The organism is Pseudonocardia oceani, assembly GCF_019263585.2.
Taxonomy (GTDB): domain Bacteria; phylum Actinomycetota; class Actinomycetes; order Mycobacteriales; family Pseudonocardiaceae; genus Pseudonocardia; species Pseudonocardia oceani.
The window spans coordinates 2,290,367-2,305,478 of record NZ_JADQDF010000001.1 but is presented as its reverse complement, the minus strand read 5'-3'; the positions used below and the strand labels follow the sequence as shown (position 1 = coordinate 2,305,478).

The window sequence follows — 15,112 nt, the reverse complement described above, 5'->3', positions numbered from 1 at the left end:
ATTCAACCACGGGGGACCGACAGGACCGGGGCAGGGACGCGCCACCCGACGGGTGAGGATCGGGGCCGCCGGTAGGCTCCCCGACGTGGCCGTCCGCGCGATCCGCATCATCGGTGATCCCGTCCTGCACACCCCCACGCGCCCCGTCGAGACGTTCGACGAGGAGCTGAAAGCGCTGGTGGAGGACATGTTCGAGACGATGGGGGCGGCCGAGGGCGTGGGCCTGGCCGCCAACCAGGTCGGCGTCGACCGGCGGGTGTTCGTCTACGACTGCCCGGACGAGGTCACCCGGACGCGTGTGCGCGGCGTCGTCGTCAACCCGGTGCTGGAGACCTCGCCGCGGCCCGAGGGAATGCCCGACCCCGACGAGGACGAGGAGGGCTGCCTGTCGGTGCCCGCCGAGCAGTTCCCGACGGGGCGCGCGGAGTGGGCCAAGGTGACGGGCGTCGACCTCGACGGGGCGCCGGTGGAGGTCGAGGGGCACGGGTTCCTCGCGCGGTGCCTGCAGCACGAGGTCGACCACCTCGACGGCGTCATCTACGTCGACCGCCTCGTCGGGCGCAACGCCCGCGCGGCGAAGAAGGCGCTGCGGCGGGCGGGCTGGGGCCGGCCGGGCCTGTCCTGGGACCCGTCGACGCAGCATGCCGAGGACGTCTGACGCGTTCCGGCGCACGCTCGGTGCAACGCTGGGAGCGTCGGGCTCGGGCCGGCGGTGCCGCGCGAGATGCACCGACCCCTCGTGAGCGGCGAACGTGGCTCTGGCCACGGTTGCCGCTCACGGGCGGGTCAGCGCACCAGCCCGTGCTCCCACGCCCACACCGCGATCTCCGTGCGGTTCCGCGCGTCGCGCTTGTGCTGCACGTTCGTCAGGTGCGTCTTGACCGTCGACAGCGAGACGAACAGCTCCGCGCGGGGAGAGCGCCCCGTCGTCGACGGCCGCGGGCCGCGACGGCGCCGTGAAGTACTCCAGCAGCCGGACCGTCACCGCCACCGACGCGTTCGCCCCGGACGGGCTGCTGCTGGTCGGGGGCGTGGTCGTGGTGGGGGTGCTGCTGGTGGTGGCCGCGTCGGCGGCGAGTCGGCCACTGCTGCGGTCGGTGACGACCGGCGCGGCGCGGGAGGACCGACCCGCGCCGCGCGTGGGTCAGCTGCGCTCGGTCAGCACGAAGACGGGGATCGGGCGGTCGGTCTTGCGCTGGTAGTCGTCGTAGTCGGGGAACGTCGCGACGCCCCGCTCCCACCACACGGCCTTCTCCTCGCCGGTGACCTCGCGGGCGTCGTAGTCCTTGGTCACCGTGCCGTCCTGCAGCTCGACGTGCGGTTCCGCCTGCACGTTGAAGTACCAGACGGGGTGCTTCGGGGCGCCGCCGAGCGAGGCGAAGATCGCGTACTGCCCGTCGTGCTCCACGCGCATCAGGGGCACCTTGCGGAGCTTGCCCGACTTTGCGCCCCGGGTCGTCAGGAGGATCACCGGACGGCCCTTGATGTCGACGCTCTCCGTCGTCCCGGTCTCCAGGATCTTCTCGGTCTGGTCGCGGACCCAGCCCTCCGGGCTGAGCTCGTACTCTCCTTCAAGCGGCATGATCCGATTCAACACCCGCCCCCGACGGAGGTCACGATGGAGCCCACCGCGGGCGTCACCCCGCCCCGCGTGCTGACGATCGCCGGCACCGACTCCGGAGGCGGGGCCGGCGTCGCGGCCGACCTCCGCGCGATGGCGGCCTGCGGGGCCCACGGGTGCGTGGCCGTCACCGCGGTCACCGTGCAGAACACCCTGGGCGTCACCGGGGTGCACGTGCTGCCGCCGGAGACGGTGGCGGCGCAGATCGAGTCGGTCGCCCTCGACATCGGCCTGGGGGCGGCGAAGACCGGGATGCTGGCCGGGCGGGCGACGATCGAGGCCGTCGCGGCGGCGTGCGACCGGGTCGGCATCGGCGCCGGCGGGACGACGCCGTTCGTCGTCGACCCGGTGGCCGCCTCGATGCACGGCGACCCCCTCCTCGCCGACGACGCCCTCGACGCCTTCCGCTCGCTGCTCTTCCCCCGTGCGACGCTCGTCACTCCCAACCTCGACGAGGTCCGCCTGCTCGTCGGCGTCGACGTGCACGACCGCGCTAGCCAGTACGAGGCCGCGAAGGTCCTGCACGCGCTCGGCCCTCGGTCCGTCCTCGTCAAGGGCGGCCACCTCGTGGAGGACGCCGACCGCTGCGTCGACCTCCTCTACGACGGCAGCACGTTCACCGAGCTGCCCGGACCGCGCTTCGACACGGGCAACACCCACGGCGGCGGCGACAACATGGCGTCGGCGGTGGCGTGCGGGCTGGCGCGCGGGCTGGCGGTGCCCGAGGCGGTGGCGCTGGCCAAGCGCTACATCGTCGAGGCGGTCCGGCACTCCTACCCCTTGGGCGCCGGCCACGGGCCGGTGTCGCCGCTCTGGACCGTGCGGCGGTGGTGGGAGGAGTAGCGCCCGGCGGCCGTGGGCGGGAGCCACCACGTCCGGCTAGTGTCGCCGGAATGAGCATCATGGGCACGCGTGTGGTCCGACGAGAGGACCCCCTGTTCCTCTCGCGGGGTGCCACGTACACCGACGACCTGACCGACGAGCGGCTCACCGGTGCACTGCACCTGACCCTCGTGCGGTCCCCCCTGGCACACGCCCGGATCACCTCGATCGACGTCGAGGAGGCCCGTTCGGCCCCCGGCGTCGTGGCCGTGGTGACCGGCGCGGAGATCGACCTCGCCCCGGCTCTGCTGTTCCCGGGCGCGAACAAGAGCATGGTCCGGTCCTGGCTGCCGACCGACAAGGTCCGCTTCGTCGGGGAGCCGGTCGTCGCCGTGCTCACCGAGGAGGCCTACCAGGGCCAGGACGCCGCCGACCTGGTCGAGATCGACTACGACCCGCTCCCGGCCGTCGTCGACCTCAAGGCCGCGGCCACCGACGAGGTCCTCCTGTTCGAGGAGGCCGGCACCAACACCTCCAACGGCTTCGGGCTGAAGGACGAGTTCGACGAGCACCTGTTCGACGACTGCGAGGTCGTCGTCACCCGGGAGATCGTCAACCAGCGCCTCGCCGCGGCGTCGCTGGAGACCCGCGCCGCCAGCGCGGTGTGGGGCGCGGACGGGCGACTGACGCTCTGGTGCTCCACGCAGAACGCGCAGGCCTCCCGCGACGAGGTCGCCGGCTGGCTCGGCGTCGACGCCGCCCAGGTGCACGTGATCACCCCCGACGTGGGCGGCGGCTTCGGCGCGAAGATCGGCGCCGACCCCGAGTTCGCGCTCGTCTCGTGGCTCGCCAAGCACACCGGCCGCCCCGTGCGCTGGAACGAGACCCGCTCCGAGAACATGACCGGGATGGTGCAGGGCCGCGCGCAGCTGCAGACCGTCACCATCGGCGGCTCGCGCGACGGCCGGGTCACCGCCTACCGCCTCGACGTGCTCGCCGACGCCGGCGCCTACCCGCGCCTGGGCGCGGTGCTGCCGATGTTCACGCGCATGATGGCGCCGGGCGTCTACGACATCGAGAAGGTCGAGTCGCGGGCCCGGGTGCTCGTCACCACCACCACCTCGACCGCGGCCTACCGCGGCGCCGGGCGGCCCGAGGCCACCGCGGCCATCGAGCGGGCGATGGACATGTTCGCCGCCGAGATCGGCATGGACCCGGCCGAGGTCCGCCGGCGCAACCTGCTCCAGGCCGAGCAGTTCCCGCTCGTCACCAAGGGCGGCGCGCCCTACGACAGCGGCGAGTACGAGAAGGCGCTCGACGCCGTGCTCGAGGCCTCCGGCTACGCCGACCTGCGGGCGGAGCAGAAGCGCCGCCGCGACAACGGCGAGGTCGTGCAGCTCGGCATCGGCGTCTCGGTGTTCGTCGAGATCACCGGCGGCGGCGCGTTCAGCGAGGACGCCAGCGTCGAGGTCCACCCCGACGGCAGCGTCACCGTGCTCACCGGCACCTCCCCGCACGGGCAGGGCCACGCCACGGCGTGGGCGATGCTCGCGAGCGAGCACCTCGGCATCGGGATCGACCGGATCACCGTCAAGCACGGCGACACCGACCTGATCCCGCGCGGCGCGGGCACCATGGGCTCGCGCAGCCTCCAGACCGGCGGCATCGCGGTCTACCAGGCGGCGGGCGAGCTCGTGGAGCTGGCCAAGCAGCGCGCGGCCGACCTGCTCGAGGCGAACGTCGACGACCTCGAGGTCGCCGACGGCTCGGTCAACGTCCGCGGCACCGACAAGGGCATCACGCTCGCGGCGCTCGCGGAGAAGGAGCGCCTGCAGATCGACTCGAACTTCGACAGCGGGGCGCCCACGTTCCCGTTCGGCGCGCACGTCGCCGTCGTCGAGGTCGACGTCGAGTCGGGCAAGGCCGTGGTCGACCGGATCATCACCGTCGACGACGCCGGCCCCGTCCTCAACCCGCTCCTGTGCGAGGGCCAGCGGCACGGCGGCATCGCGCAGGGCATCTCGCAGGCCCTGCTCGAGGAGGTCGTCTACGACGCCGACGGCAACCCGCTGACGGCGACGTTCGCCGACTACGCGTTCCCGTCGGCGGCCGAGCTCCCCAGCTTCACGCTGCTGGAGATGGCCACGCCGACCCACGTCAACCCGCTGGGCGTCAAGGGGATCGGCGAGGCGGGCACCATCGGTGCCACGCCCGCCGTGCAGAGCGCGGTGGTCGACGCCGTCTCGCACCTCGGCGTCCGCCACATCGACATGCCGACCAGCCCCCTGCGGGTCTGGGAAGCCATCAACGCTGCGTCCGCGGAGGGCACGAAGTGAAGGTCCAGATGACCGTGAACGGCGCCGACACGAGCGCCGACGTCGAGCCGCGCCTGCTGCTCGCCCACTACCTGCGCGACACCCTCGGCCTCAAGGCCACCAACGTCGGGTGCGACACCACGTCCTGCGGGGCGTGCACCGTCCTCGTCGACGGGGAGTCGGTGAAGTCCTGCACCATGCTCGCGGTGCAGGCCGACGAGGCCTCCGTCCAGACGATGGAGGGGCTCTCGCCCGACCCGGAGTCGCTGCACCCCGTCGCCGCCGCGTTCCGCGAGGAGCACGGCCTGCAGTGCGGGTTCTGCACGCCCGGCATGGTGATGGCCACGGTCAGCCTGCTGGCCGAGAACCCCAAGCCCAGTGAGCGGGAGGTCCGCGAGGGCCTGGAGGGCAACCTCTGCCGCTGCACCGGCTACCACAACATCGTCCGGGCGGTGCTGGCCGCGAGCGGCCAGGACCCCGACTCCGTCACCGGTGGGGGGCACGCCGAGGAGGCGCCCTCCGGTGGTGTCGAGGCGGCGCCCGGCTTCTCCACCGGGAGTGGCGCATGATCCCCGTCGGTTTCGCCTACGAGCGCCCGGACACCCTCGACGGTGCCCTGGCCCTGCTCGCCCAGCACGGGGAGGACGCCACCGTCCTGGCGGGCGGGCACTCGATCCTGCCCGTCATGAAGCTGCGCCTCGCCGCCCCCGAGCTCGTCATCGACATCGGCCGGCTCGCCGAGCTGAACTACGTCCGGGTCGAGGGCGACGAGCTCGCCATCGGCGCGGGCACCAAGCACCGCACCGTGGAGTCGTCGGAGGTCGTGCAGGCCGAGTGCCCGCTCCTGGCCGCCGTCGCCCGCACGGTCGGCGACCCGCAGATCCGCCACCGCGGCACGCTGGGCGGCTCGCTGGCCCACGCCGACCCGGCGTCGGACCTGCCGGCCGCGGTGCTGGCCCTGGGCGGCACGGTCGTGCTGCGCGGGCCGCGCGGCGAGCGCTCGGTGCCGATGACCGGCTTCTACACCGGGGTGTTCTCCTCGGTGAAGGAGCCCGACGAGCTCATCACCGAGGTCCGCGTGCCCCGCACGGGCGCGGCGGGCTGGGCGTACGAGAAGTTCACGCGCCGGGCCAACGACTGGGCGATCGTCGCGGTCGCCGCCGTCGACGGCCGGGTCGGGCTGGTCAACATGGGCCCGACGCCGCTGCGGGCCTCGGCCACCGAGGCCGCGCTGGCCGAAGGTGCCTCGATCGCCGACGCCGCCGCACTGGCGGCCGAGGGCACCGAGCCCACGGCCGACCTCACCGCCACGGCCGAGTACCGCCGCCACCTGGCGCGCGTGCTCACCAAGCGGGCGCTCACGACCGCAGCCGGCGCCTGACGCCGACGCGCTGACGACGCGGGCCGGTCGCCCGATCGTGCGGACCGGCCTCCGGTCCGACACCATCGACGGGTGACCGGCCCGCTGTCGTCCTCCCCGGGCGTGATCGCCGACCGCTACGAGCTCGGCCCCGTCGTCGGGACCGGGGGGTCGGCGGTCGTGCACCGCGCGTGGGACCGCGAGCGCCGTGCCGTCGTCGCGCTGAAGGTGCTGCACGCGAGCGCCGAGGTGCACGACCCGCGGCGGCACCGCCGGGAGATGGACGCCCTCACGCGCGTCCGGCACACCGGGCTGGTGGCCCTGCACGACGGCGGCGTCGACGCCGGCACGCCCTACCTCGTGCTCGACCTCGTCGACGGGCCGTCGCTCGCCGAGCGCATCGCCCTCGACGGGCCGCTGGACATCGACGCGGTCGTCGCGCTCGGCGCGCGGATGGCCGCGGCGCTGGCCGCCGTGCACGCCGCCGGGATCGTGCACCGGGACATCAAGCCGGCCAACGTTCTCCTCGAGGCCGACGGCACGCCGCGCCTCACCGACTTCGGCATCTCCCGCGCGCTCGACGCCACCACGATGACGCAGTCCGGCGCCGTGCTGGGCACCGCCGCGTACCTGGCGCCCGAGCAGGTGCGCGGGCACGAGGTCACCGGTGCCGCCGACGTCTACGCGCTGGGCCTGGTCCTGCTCGAAGCGCTGAAGGGTCGCCGCGAGTACCCGGGCGGGTCGGTCGAGTCGGCCACCGCCCGCCTGCACCGCCCGCCGGACGTGCCGCGCGACCTGCCCCGACCACTCGCCCGCGCGCTCCGCTCGATGACGACCGCCGACCCCGCCCGCCGCCTGACCGCTGCGGCGGTCGCCGCGCTGCTCGGCGCCGACCCGGCCGTCGAGACGGCGCCGGTGGCGGCGGTGCGGCGTCCGTGGGCCTTCCTGGCCGGGGCGCTCGGCGCGGCCGCGGCGACGCTGGTCGCGGTGCTGCTGACCGGGGCGGCACCGGCGCCCCCGCCCGCGGCCGCGCCGCTGGTCGCGACGCCCGAGCTGAGCGCGCCGGCCGTGACCGTGCCCGAGCCGGTCGTCGCCTCCCCGGTGGCCGGCACGACCGCGCCCGCCACCGGGGGTGCGTCACCGGTGGCGGTCCGGGACAGCGGCACCGGTGGTACGGCCGAGGAGCGGAGCGGCGACGACGGGGCCGACGAGGACCGGGACGACGAGGACCGGGACGACGAGGAGCGGGACGACGAGGAGCGGGCCGACGACAGCGGCCGGGAACGCGCCGGCAGCGACGACCGGGCCCGCGACGACGGCAGCGGCGGCGCCGACGACGACAGCGACAGCGACAGCGGCAGCGCCGACGACAGCAGCGGCAGCGGCGGGTCGCGCGGCCAGGGACACGGCCGCGACGGCGCGTCGGGTCGCAACTGAGAGTGGCCCCCCTGCGTGTCGATCACGCATGGAACGCCGCGAACGGGGGAACGTGGACGGCGTGAGCACCGGCGGCGAGGATCCCGAGGGTCAGGTCGTCGCGGGCCGCTACCGGCTCGGTCCCGTGATCGGGGTCGGGTCCTCGGCCGTGGTGCGCCGCGGCCGGGACCTCCGTGACGGGGTGCGCGTCGCCGTGAAGCTGTTCCACCCCGGCGCCACCGCCGACGACCGCCGCCAGCAGCGGCGCGAGATGGACGCGCTGTCGCGGCTCGACCACCCCGGTCTCGTCGGCCTGCGCGACGGCGGCACCGTGTCCGGCCGGCCCTTCGTGGTCACCGACCTGGTGGAGGGCCCGACGCTCGCCCAGCGCATCGGGTCCGGCCCGGTGCCTGCCGACCGGGTCCGGCGCATGGGCGCGCAGCTCGCCGACGCGCTGGCGCACGTGCACGCGGGCGGCATCGTGCACCGGGACGTCAAGCCCGCCAACGTCCTGCTCGGCGACGGCAGCCGCGCGCACCTCGCCGACTTCGGCATCGCGAAGGGGCTCGACGGCGCGGACTCCACCGAGGCCGGGATGATCGTCGGCACCGCCGCGTTCCTGGCCCCCGAGCAGGCCCGCGGGCAGGACGTCGGCCCGCCCGCCGACGTCTACGCGCTGGGTCTGGTCCTGCTCGAGGCCCTCACCGGGCGCCGGGAGTACCCGGGCCGGGCGGCCGAGTCGGCCACCGCGCGCCTGCACCGGCGACCGACCGTGCCCGCCGACCTGCCCGACGGGCTCGGTGCCGTGCTCGACGCGATGACGCAGGACGACCCGGCGACCCGGCCGACGGCGGCCGAGGTCGCCGCCGCCCTCACCGCGCCGTCGCGCCACCGCCGCGGTGCGCGGCACCGCCGCTCGGCCGCGCCCGGCCGCCCGGCCCGCCGCGCCGCGCTGCCGGTCGCAGCCGCCGCCGCCCTGCTCCTGGCCGCCGGCTTCGGCGCCGTGGCGCTGCTGTCCCCGCCGCCGGTCCCGGCGACCGCCAGCACCCCGGCCGCACCCGCCGCGCCCTGAGACGCGGTCAGGGCACGAGGCCCGCGTCCTGCGCGGCGATCGCCGCCTGCACCCGCGAGCGGACGCCGAGCTTCGCCAGCACCCGCGACACGTGCGTCTTCGTGGTGGCCTCGGTGATCATCAGCGCGTCGGCGATCCCGGCGTTGGACAGGCCGCGGCCCAGACACGCGAGCACGTCGGTCTCGCGCGGCGTCAGGTCGGCCAGTCCCGCGGGCGGCTCCGGGCGCCGCGCGGGTGCGGTGAGGCGGGCCAGCACGCGGCGGGTGACCTCCGGCGCGAGCACGCCGTCTCCCCGCGCCACCGCGCGCACGGCGTCGAGCAGCTGGGGGGCCGACACCGACTTCAGCAGGAACCCGGCGGCGCCGGCGGCGAGCGCGTCGTCGACGTAGGCGTCGATGTCGAACGTCGTCAGCACCAGAACCGCGCACACCTCGTCGGTGACGAGCCGCCGCGTCGCCTCGATGCCGTCGATCCCCGGCATCCGGACGTCCATGAGCACCAGGTCGGGCCGCAGCTCCGTGGCGGCGCGGACGGCGGCCAGGCCGTCGCCGACCTCCGCGACGACCTCCACGTCGGGCACCGAGCCGAGGATCATCACGAGCCCCGTGCGGATCGCGGCCTGGTCGTCGGCGACCACGACGCGGACGCTCACCGCGGCACCGCGACGGGCGACGGGGCGGGCAGCACCGCCCGCACCGACCACGACCGGCCGCGCGGCCCGGCGTCGATCCGCCCGCCGACCGCCGCCGCGCGCTCGGCCAGCCCGAGCAGGCCGGTGCCGGTTCCGCCGCCGTCGGCCGCGCCGTCGACCAGGTCGTTGGCCACCTCGACGTTCAGCTCGTCGCCGTCGTGGCGCAGCACGACCCGCACGGCCGAGCCGGGGGCGTGCTTGGCCGCGTTCGTGAGCGACTCCTGCACGATCCGGTAGGCCGCGAGGTCGACGGCGGCGGGCAGGTCGCCGGGCGGGCGGCGGTCGTCGACCTCGACGGTCAGGCCCGTGGCGCGCCCGACGTCGGCCAGCGCCCCGACCCGCTCCAGCCCGCCGGGGGAGGTGCGCTCCTCGTCGTCCTGGCCCGCGCGCAGCAGCCCGATCAGCGTGCGCATCTCGGCCAGCGACGCCACGCTGCCCTGGCGCACCTGCGCGAGCACGCGGCGCAGGACGTCCGGGTCGGCGTCGGGGACGGTCAGCGCCGCCTCCGACTGGATCGCGATGGCGGAGAGCTGCCCGGCGATGACGTCGTGCAGGTCGCGGGCCATGCGGTTGCGCTCGGCGGCGACCGCGGCGGTGCGGTCGCGCTCGGCGACCCGCCGCTCGTGCTCGGCGCGGTCGTGCTCGGCCTCGGCGCGCTCGTGCAGGTGGCGCACCTCCAGGCCCCAGAAGACCGGGATCGCGAGCAGCAGCCCGAGGCTCATGACGGTGCGCACGGCCGACGCGGCGTCCTCGACGAGCAGGATGCGCAGCGCGACCAGCGCCGTCAGCACGCCGGTGCACGCGGCCACCCAGCGGCTCGCGCGGAGCGTGGAGTGCAGGACGGCGTTGTAGAGCGCCTCGCCGAGCGCGAGCAGCGACCCGGTGTGCGTGACGCCGACGGCGAAGGGCCCCGCGAGCATGGCCACCACGGTGACGAGGAGCCCGAGGACGGGGTGGCCGCGGCGCAGCGCGATGCCCGAGCACGACACCGCCAGCACGCCGAGGGCGACCGCCGTCGACGGCTCGGGCAGGTCGGGGCGCCAGCGGATCACGCCGTCGGGCAGGACGGCGTAGAGGATCACGCCCACCACCAGGAACGCGACGGCGCGCAGCACGTCCTCGAACCTCTCGCGGGCGGTCACGCTCCTCATCCCACCACGGCTGCGGGGCCCGTGCGTCGATCGAAGGAGGTACACCGGGTCGTCCTCGCGCCCGACGACCGCGGCGCCGCGACGCGGCACGCTCGCGGCATGGCCGAGATGCTGACGCAACCCCTCGTGCTCCTGATCGGCGCGTGCGAGGTCCTGTTCTGGGTGCTCCTGCTCGCCGGGCTCGCCACGCGGTACGTGCTGCGGGCCCGGCGGCTGAGCACGGTGCTGCTGGTGTCGGTGCCGGTGCTCGACGTCGTGCTCGTCCCGGCGTCGCTGCTGGACGTGGCGGGCGGCTCCCCACCGGGCGCGACGCACGGGCTGGCCGCGGTCTACCTCGGGTTCACAGTGGCGTTCGGGCACTCGGTGATCCGCTGGGCCGACGGCCGGTTCGCCCACCGCTTCGCCGACGGGCCGCCCCCACCGGGCGCCCCGCGGTACGGGATCACGAAGGTGCGCCACGAGTGGGTCGAGTGGGGGAAGCTCGCGCTCGGCTGGGGCGTCGCGTTGGCCGTCATGGGGCTGACGGCGCTGGTGGCGGGCACCGCGGTACCCGAGCCGGTGGCGTGGACGACCGACCCCATGTGGAGCTGGGGCGCACGGCTGGTGCCCGTCGTCGTCATCTGGTTCGGCGTCGGCCCGCTGTGGGCCACGCTCGCGCCGCCGCGGGAACCGGTCCGTGGCTGAGCGGACGCGGGTCCCCGCCCTCGACGTCCTGCACGGCGTCGCGATCCGGGGAACGCTCGCGTCGGACGTCTGGCTGTTCACGGCGCCCTCGCCGCTCGCGCACCGCCTGCACCGGGGCGCGGTGCGGTCTGATCAGACGTCGACGACGAGCCAACCGCCGTGGTGGTCCTCGATCCGGTAGGGCCGCCCGGTGGCGGCGCCGAGCGCGTCGAGCGCCGCGGCGTCGAAGGTGCGGACGTGGCCCCAGGCCGCGTTGGGCTCGTCCTCGTAGGGCACGGCGACGACCACCCGCTCCCGCGCCAGGCGCAGCATCTCGCCGACGACCACCGGGGCGAGCGCGGGTGGCAGGTGCTCCAGCAGGTGCACGGCGAACACGGTGTCGGCGGCGCCGTCGGCCATCGGCACGGCGGTGGCGTCGCCGGTGAGGGTGTGCAGCGGGAGGCCGAGCGCGGGCGCGACCCGGGAGAGCAGGCGGACCGTGCCCGCCGAGAGGTCGACGGCCGTGACCTCGTGGCCGGCCGCGACGAGCTGCAGCGACAGGAACCCGAAGCAGCAGCCGAGCTCCACGACCGACCCGACGGCCAGCTCGACGGCGCGGTCGTGCACGGGCGCCATCCCCGCGTTCGTGCCGCCGGGGGCGCCGCCGCGGCCCAGCTCGTCGAGGGTGTTGCGGTAGAACGCGGTCCAGCCGGGGTCGACCGACGCGACCACCGAGACGAACGTGCGCTCGAACGCGGTGGCCTCGATGTGGCCGGGCGCGACGAGGTCGTCGGCGATCCAGCCGGCGAGGTCGTTGCTGATCTCGCCCGGGCCGATGCGGTGCCGGAGCCGGCCGTCGGCGCCCATCGTGAGCCGGGGCGCGGTCGCGGTGGTCATCTCCCGAGCCTAGGCGCGGGGGCGGGCCGGAGCACCTGCCGGAACGGTCAGGCCGTCGGGACGGGCTGCCTCGGGCGACCTTCTGCCTGTGATCGCGGCCCGCGCCCCGGCCCCACCCGCGCCCGGCCCCACCCGCGCCCGGCCCCACCCGCGCCCCGCCTCCGCCCCGCCCGCGCGGTGTGCGGACGGGGCCGCTGCGTCAACGGCCCACGAGCTCCGCGGCCATCTCGTGGGCGGCGGTCTCCAGGCCCGAGAGGTCGCGCACCACGCGCACCCGCGAGCAGTACTCGGCGTACTCGGGCAGGTCGCACGCGCCGAGGCCCCAGGAGTAGCGGGGCTCGGGGGTGAGCCAGATCGTCTCCCGCGCGCGGCGGGTGATCTCGGCGAACGCCTCTGTGTTGGGGTCGTTGCCGTTGCCGCGCCCGTCGCCCAGCACGATCACGGTGGAGCGCCGGTTGACCGCCGAGGCGTACTCCTCCTGGAACGTGCCGAAGGCCTTGCCGTAGTCGGAGTTGGCGTCCACGTCGAGGACGTCGCCGCCGAAGATCAGGCCCAGGGCCTGCTCGACGGGGTGGTCCTCGAACAGGTCGGTGACCTCCACCATGTCGGCCACGAACGCGAACGCCCGCACCTGGCCGAACAGGTTCTGCAGCCCGTGCACCAGGTGCAGGGTGAACCGCGCGGTGGCCCGCACCGACAGCGACACGTCGGCCAGGATCACCAGTCGTGGCTTGTCCTCCGAGCGCGTGACCGTGATCGGGGAGAACGGGATGCCGTCGAAGCGCATGTTGCGGCGCATCGTGCGGCCGGAGTCGATGCGCCCGCGGCTGGAGACCTTGCGCTTGTGCGTCAGCCCGCCGTGCAGCGTGTGCGCGAGCCGGCGGATCGACTCCTCGAGCTCCATCCGCTCGTGCTCGCCGACGCGGTCGACCTCGCGGACCTTCTCCGCCTCGGCCCCCTCGACGACCTTGTTCTCCAGCGCCATCAGCGCCTCGAGGTGCTTCTTGAGCGCCTCGGGGAGCCCGGCGAGCACGCCGGTCATGCGACGGCGCAGGGCCGCGGCGTCGTCCTCGGTGCCGTCCTGCGACTCGCCGTCGGTCGCGTTCAGCCAGCCCAGCAGCATCTCCTGCTGGGCCACCGACAGGTCGGCGTCGACCTTCGTGCCCTGCTGCTGGGAGATGTCGCCGGGCATGCCGGCGTTGTGCAGGCTGTCGGTCTCGATCTGGACGCGCTGGCCCTCGCCGTCGATGCCCTGGCTGTCCTTGGACAGCACGATCTCGTCCGTCATCGCGGCCATGTCGATCTTGTTGGCCTCCTGGTGCAGGTTGTACTGCTGCGCCAGGTCGTCGGGGTCGAAGTAGTCGCGGATGTCGGCCGGCTTGCCGTGCTCGTGGCCCTGCTCGGGGGTGTTGCTCGGCTCCTCCGACAGCGTGAACGACTCCAGCTCGCCGGTGTCGGACAGGTCGCCGTGCCCGTGCCCGTGGCCGTGCCCGGTGGCGTCGTCACCGACCTTCACCAGCGCGAAGAAGCGGTCGAAGATGTCGTCGAAGACCTCCTCGTCGCGCCGGTCCTTGACCAGGGCGACGCGCAGGGCGGCCCGGAGCTGCTCCTTGTCGCCCATCATCCCGGGCTGCGAGGCGCAGGCCATCGCGTCGAGGGCCTCGGGGATCGAGATGCGCATCCCCCGCAGCCGCAGGAGCCGGACGAAGCGGTGCAGCGCGTTCTCCATCAGTGCACCTCCGGTGCTCGTGAGCGGCAACCGTGCCCCTGGGCACGGTCGCCGCTCACGGGGGTGGTCACAGCGCCCGCTTCCGACCCAGGCCCGCACCGAAGCTGCGGGTGCCCCGCTCGGCGGGCACCTTCGGCGGGGTGATCGGCTTCGCGCCGGTGTCGCCCCCGAGGGGGTTGCTGCCGTAGGTGTTGCCGAAGCGGCCGGGGGTGTCCTTGGCCGCTCGCACGGCGCGGCCCCCGTCGTCGTCCTCGTCGTCGTCGTCGTCGCGGGGGGACGACTGCCGTGACGCCGGCGCGGGCGGGTCCTGGTCGTCGTGGCCGTGGCCGTGCCCGTGACCGTGTCCGTGGCCCTTCTCGGGGACGGTGGCGTTCGGGTCGACGAGGGTGGGCAGCGCGCCGATCGCCTTGCGGACGTCCTTGTCGTACTTGACGACGACGGACACGGTGTCGGACAGGATCGTCGCGTTGAGCTCCTCGACGCCCAGCACGGCGAGCGTGCGGGCCCAGTCGATCGTCTCCGAGATCGAGGGCGACTTGCGCAGCTCCAGCTGCCGCAGCCCGCGCACGATGCCGACGAGCTGCTCGGCGAGCGCGTCCGGCAGCCCGGTCTTCTTGCTCCGGACGATCTCCAGCTCGCGCTCGGCGGTGGGGTAGTCCAGGAACAGGTGCAGGCAGCGGCGCTTGAGCGCAGCCGACAGGTCGCGGGTGTTGTTGCTGGTCAGGACCACGTAGGGCGGGGTCTTGGTGGTGAACGTGCCGACCTCGGGCACGGAGACCTGGTACTCGGCCAGCGTCTCCAGCAGCACCGCCTCGAGCGCCTCGTCCGCGCGGTCGACCTCGTCGATCAGCAGGACGACCGGCTCGTCGGAGCGGATGGCCTCCAGCAGCGGGCGCGAGGCGAGGAAGCGTTCGGAGAAGAACACGCTTTCCTGGGCACCGATGCGGTCGACGGCGTCCTCCAGCGTGGGCGCGTCGGCGACGACCTGGCCGATCTTCTCGCGCAGGATCTGGGTGTAGAGCAGCTGCTTGCCGTAGTCCCACTCGTAGAGGGCCTTGGTCTCGTCCTGGCCCTCGTAGCACTGCAGGCGCAGCAGGCGCCGGCCCGTGGCCTTCGCGAGCGCCTTGGCCAGCTCCGTCTTGCCGACGCCGGCCGGGCCCTCGATCAGCAGCGGCTTGTCGAGTCGGTTGACCAGGAACACGGTGGTGGCGAGGCGGCTGTCGGCGATGTAGCCCTGCTCGCCCAGGGCGTCGACGACCTCGTCGACGGAATCGAACTGTCCAGTGCCGGACTCGAACACGCGCTGCTCCGATCGTGACTCGCGTCAGGGGCGCCGGCCACGGCCGGCGCCCCTGATGACTGTAAGCGGGATGTA

Annotated in this window: 15 protein-coding genes and 1 pseudogene; 9 read left to right on the top strand and 7 right to left on the bottom strand. The window is 74.7% G+C overall.

The window, feature by feature from the left end; all coding sequences use genetic code 11:
- The first annotated feature begins 85 nt into the window (after positions 1–85).
- Positions 86–658: a peptide deformylase gene (locus I4I82_RS11460; protein ID WP_218592310.1), complete on the top strand. Its 573-nt coding sequence runs from the start codon at positions 86–88 to the stop codon at positions 656–658.
- A 128-nt stretch (positions 659–786) separates the two neighbouring features.
- On the opposite strand, the pseudogene I4I82_RS11455 reads toward I4I82_RS11460, so the two are convergent.
- Positions 787–906, bottom strand: a pseudogene (locus I4I82_RS11455) (LuxR C-terminal-related transcriptional regulator); the annotation flags it as partial.
- A 50-nt stretch (positions 907–956) separates the two neighbouring features.
- Here I4I82_RS11455 and I4I82_RS11450 point away from each other — a divergent pair.
- Positions 957–1,202: a hypothetical protein gene (locus I4I82_RS11450; RefSeq protein ID WP_218592309.1), complete on the top strand. Its 246-nt coding sequence runs from the start codon at positions 957–959 to the stop codon at positions 1,200–1,202.
- On the opposite strand, the gene I4I82_RS11445 is transcribed toward I4I82_RS11450, so the two are convergent.
- Positions 1,145–1,582 (bottom strand): nitroreductase family deazaflavin-dependent oxidoreductase, encoded by a 438-nt coding sequence (locus tag I4I82_RS11445; protein ID WP_218592308.1) that lies wholly within the window; start codon positions 1,580–1,582, stop codon positions 1,145–1,147. The genes I4I82_RS11450 and I4I82_RS11445 overlap by 58 nt on opposite strands.
- 36 nt (positions 1,583–1,618) lie before the next feature.
- Between I4I82_RS11445 and thiD the strand changes: the two genes are divergently transcribed.
- The 6 genes from thiD (at position 1,619) to I4I82_RS11415 (ending at position 8,606) form a co-directional block, all read left to right on the top strand.
- Positions 1,619–2,464, top strand: coding sequence for a bifunctional hydroxymethylpyrimidine kinase/phosphomethylpyrimidine kinase (gene thiD / locus I4I82_RS11440; protein WP_218592307.1), 846 nt, complete (start codon positions 1,619–1,621; stop codon positions 2,462–2,464).
- A 50-nt stretch (positions 2,465–2,514) separates the two neighbouring features.
- Positions 2,515–4,779 (top strand): xanthine dehydrogenase family protein molybdopterin-binding subunit, encoded by a 2,265-nt coding sequence (locus I4I82_RS11435; RefSeq protein ID WP_218592306.1) that lies wholly within the window; start codon positions 2,515–2,517, stop codon positions 4,777–4,779.
- Complete coding sequence (locus I4I82_RS11430; RefSeq protein WP_226369995.1) at positions 4,776–5,327, top strand: (2Fe-2S)-binding protein; 552 nt, start codon at positions 4,776–4,778, stop codon at positions 5,325–5,327. Before I4I82_RS11435 ends, I4I82_RS11430 begins: the two co-directional genes overlap by 4 nt.
- The gene (locus I4I82_RS11425) at positions 5,324–6,139 is read left to right on the top strand and encodes an FAD binding domain-containing protein (RefSeq protein ID WP_218592304.1); all 816 of its coding nucleotides are present in this window, start codon (positions 5,324–5,326) and stop codon (positions 6,137–6,139) included. The genes I4I82_RS11430 and I4I82_RS11425 overlap by 4 nt, the downstream gene beginning before the upstream one ends.
- Positions 6,140–6,211: 72 nt before the next feature.
- Complete coding sequence (locus I4I82_RS11420) at positions 6,212–7,555, top strand: serine/threonine-protein kinase (RefSeq protein ID WP_218592303.1); 1,344 nt, start codon at positions 6,212–6,214, stop codon at positions 7,553–7,555.
- A gap of 61 nt (positions 7,556–7,616) precedes the next feature.
- Positions 7,617–8,606 carry a serine/threonine-protein kinase gene (locus I4I82_RS11415; RefSeq protein WP_218592302.1) on the top strand — a complete coding sequence of 330 codons (990 nt, stop codon included), beginning with the start codon at positions 7,617–7,619 and terminating at the stop codon, positions 8,604–8,606.
- A 7-nt stretch (positions 8,607–8,613) separates the two neighbouring features.
- On the opposite strand, the gene I4I82_RS11410 is transcribed toward I4I82_RS11415, so the two are convergent.
- Together I4I82_RS11410 and I4I82_RS11405 are read right to left on the bottom strand one after the other, a co-directional pair.
- On the bottom strand, positions 8,614–9,258 hold the full coding sequence (locus tag I4I82_RS11410; RefSeq protein ID WP_218592301.1) for a response regulator: 645 nt from the start codon (positions 9,256–9,258) through the stop codon (positions 8,614–8,616).
- Positions 9,255–10,439 (bottom strand): sensor histidine kinase, encoded by a 1,185-nt coding sequence (locus I4I82_RS11405; RefSeq protein WP_218592300.1) that lies wholly within the window; start codon positions 10,437–10,439, stop codon positions 9,255–9,257. Before I4I82_RS11405 ends, I4I82_RS11410 begins: the two co-directional genes overlap by 4 nt.
- A 108-nt stretch (positions 10,440–10,547) precedes the next feature.
- Here I4I82_RS11405 and I4I82_RS11400 point away from each other — a divergent pair, with 108 nt between their 5' ends.
- Complete coding sequence (locus I4I82_RS11400) at positions 10,548–11,132, top strand: hypothetical protein (RefSeq protein ID WP_218592299.1); 585 nt, start codon at positions 10,548–10,550, stop codon at positions 11,130–11,132.
- A 132-nt stretch (positions 11,133–11,264) separates the two neighbouring features.
- On the opposite strand, the gene mftM is transcribed toward I4I82_RS11400, so the two are convergent.
- From mftM to I4I82_RS11385, 3 genes are all read right to left on the bottom strand, one after another.
- Positions 11,265–12,008 carry a mycofactocin oligosaccharide methyltransferase MftM gene (gene mftM, locus I4I82_RS11395; RefSeq protein ID WP_218592298.1) on the bottom strand — a complete coding sequence of 248 codons (744 nt, stop codon included), beginning with the start codon at positions 12,006–12,008 and terminating at the stop codon, positions 11,265–11,267.
- Between the two features lie 199 nt (positions 12,009–12,207).
- Positions 12,208–13,737, bottom strand: a complete 1,530-nt coding sequence (locus tag I4I82_RS11390; protein WP_218595688.1) for a VWA domain-containing protein — start codon at positions 13,735–13,737, stop codon at positions 12,208–12,210.
- Between the two features lie 67 nt (positions 13,738–13,804).
- A complete protein-coding gene (locus tag I4I82_RS11385; protein WP_218593992.1) occupies positions 13,805–15,037 on the bottom strand; it encodes an AAA family ATPase in 1,233 nt (410 codons plus the stop codon).
- Positions 15,038–15,112: the final 75 nt, after the last annotated feature.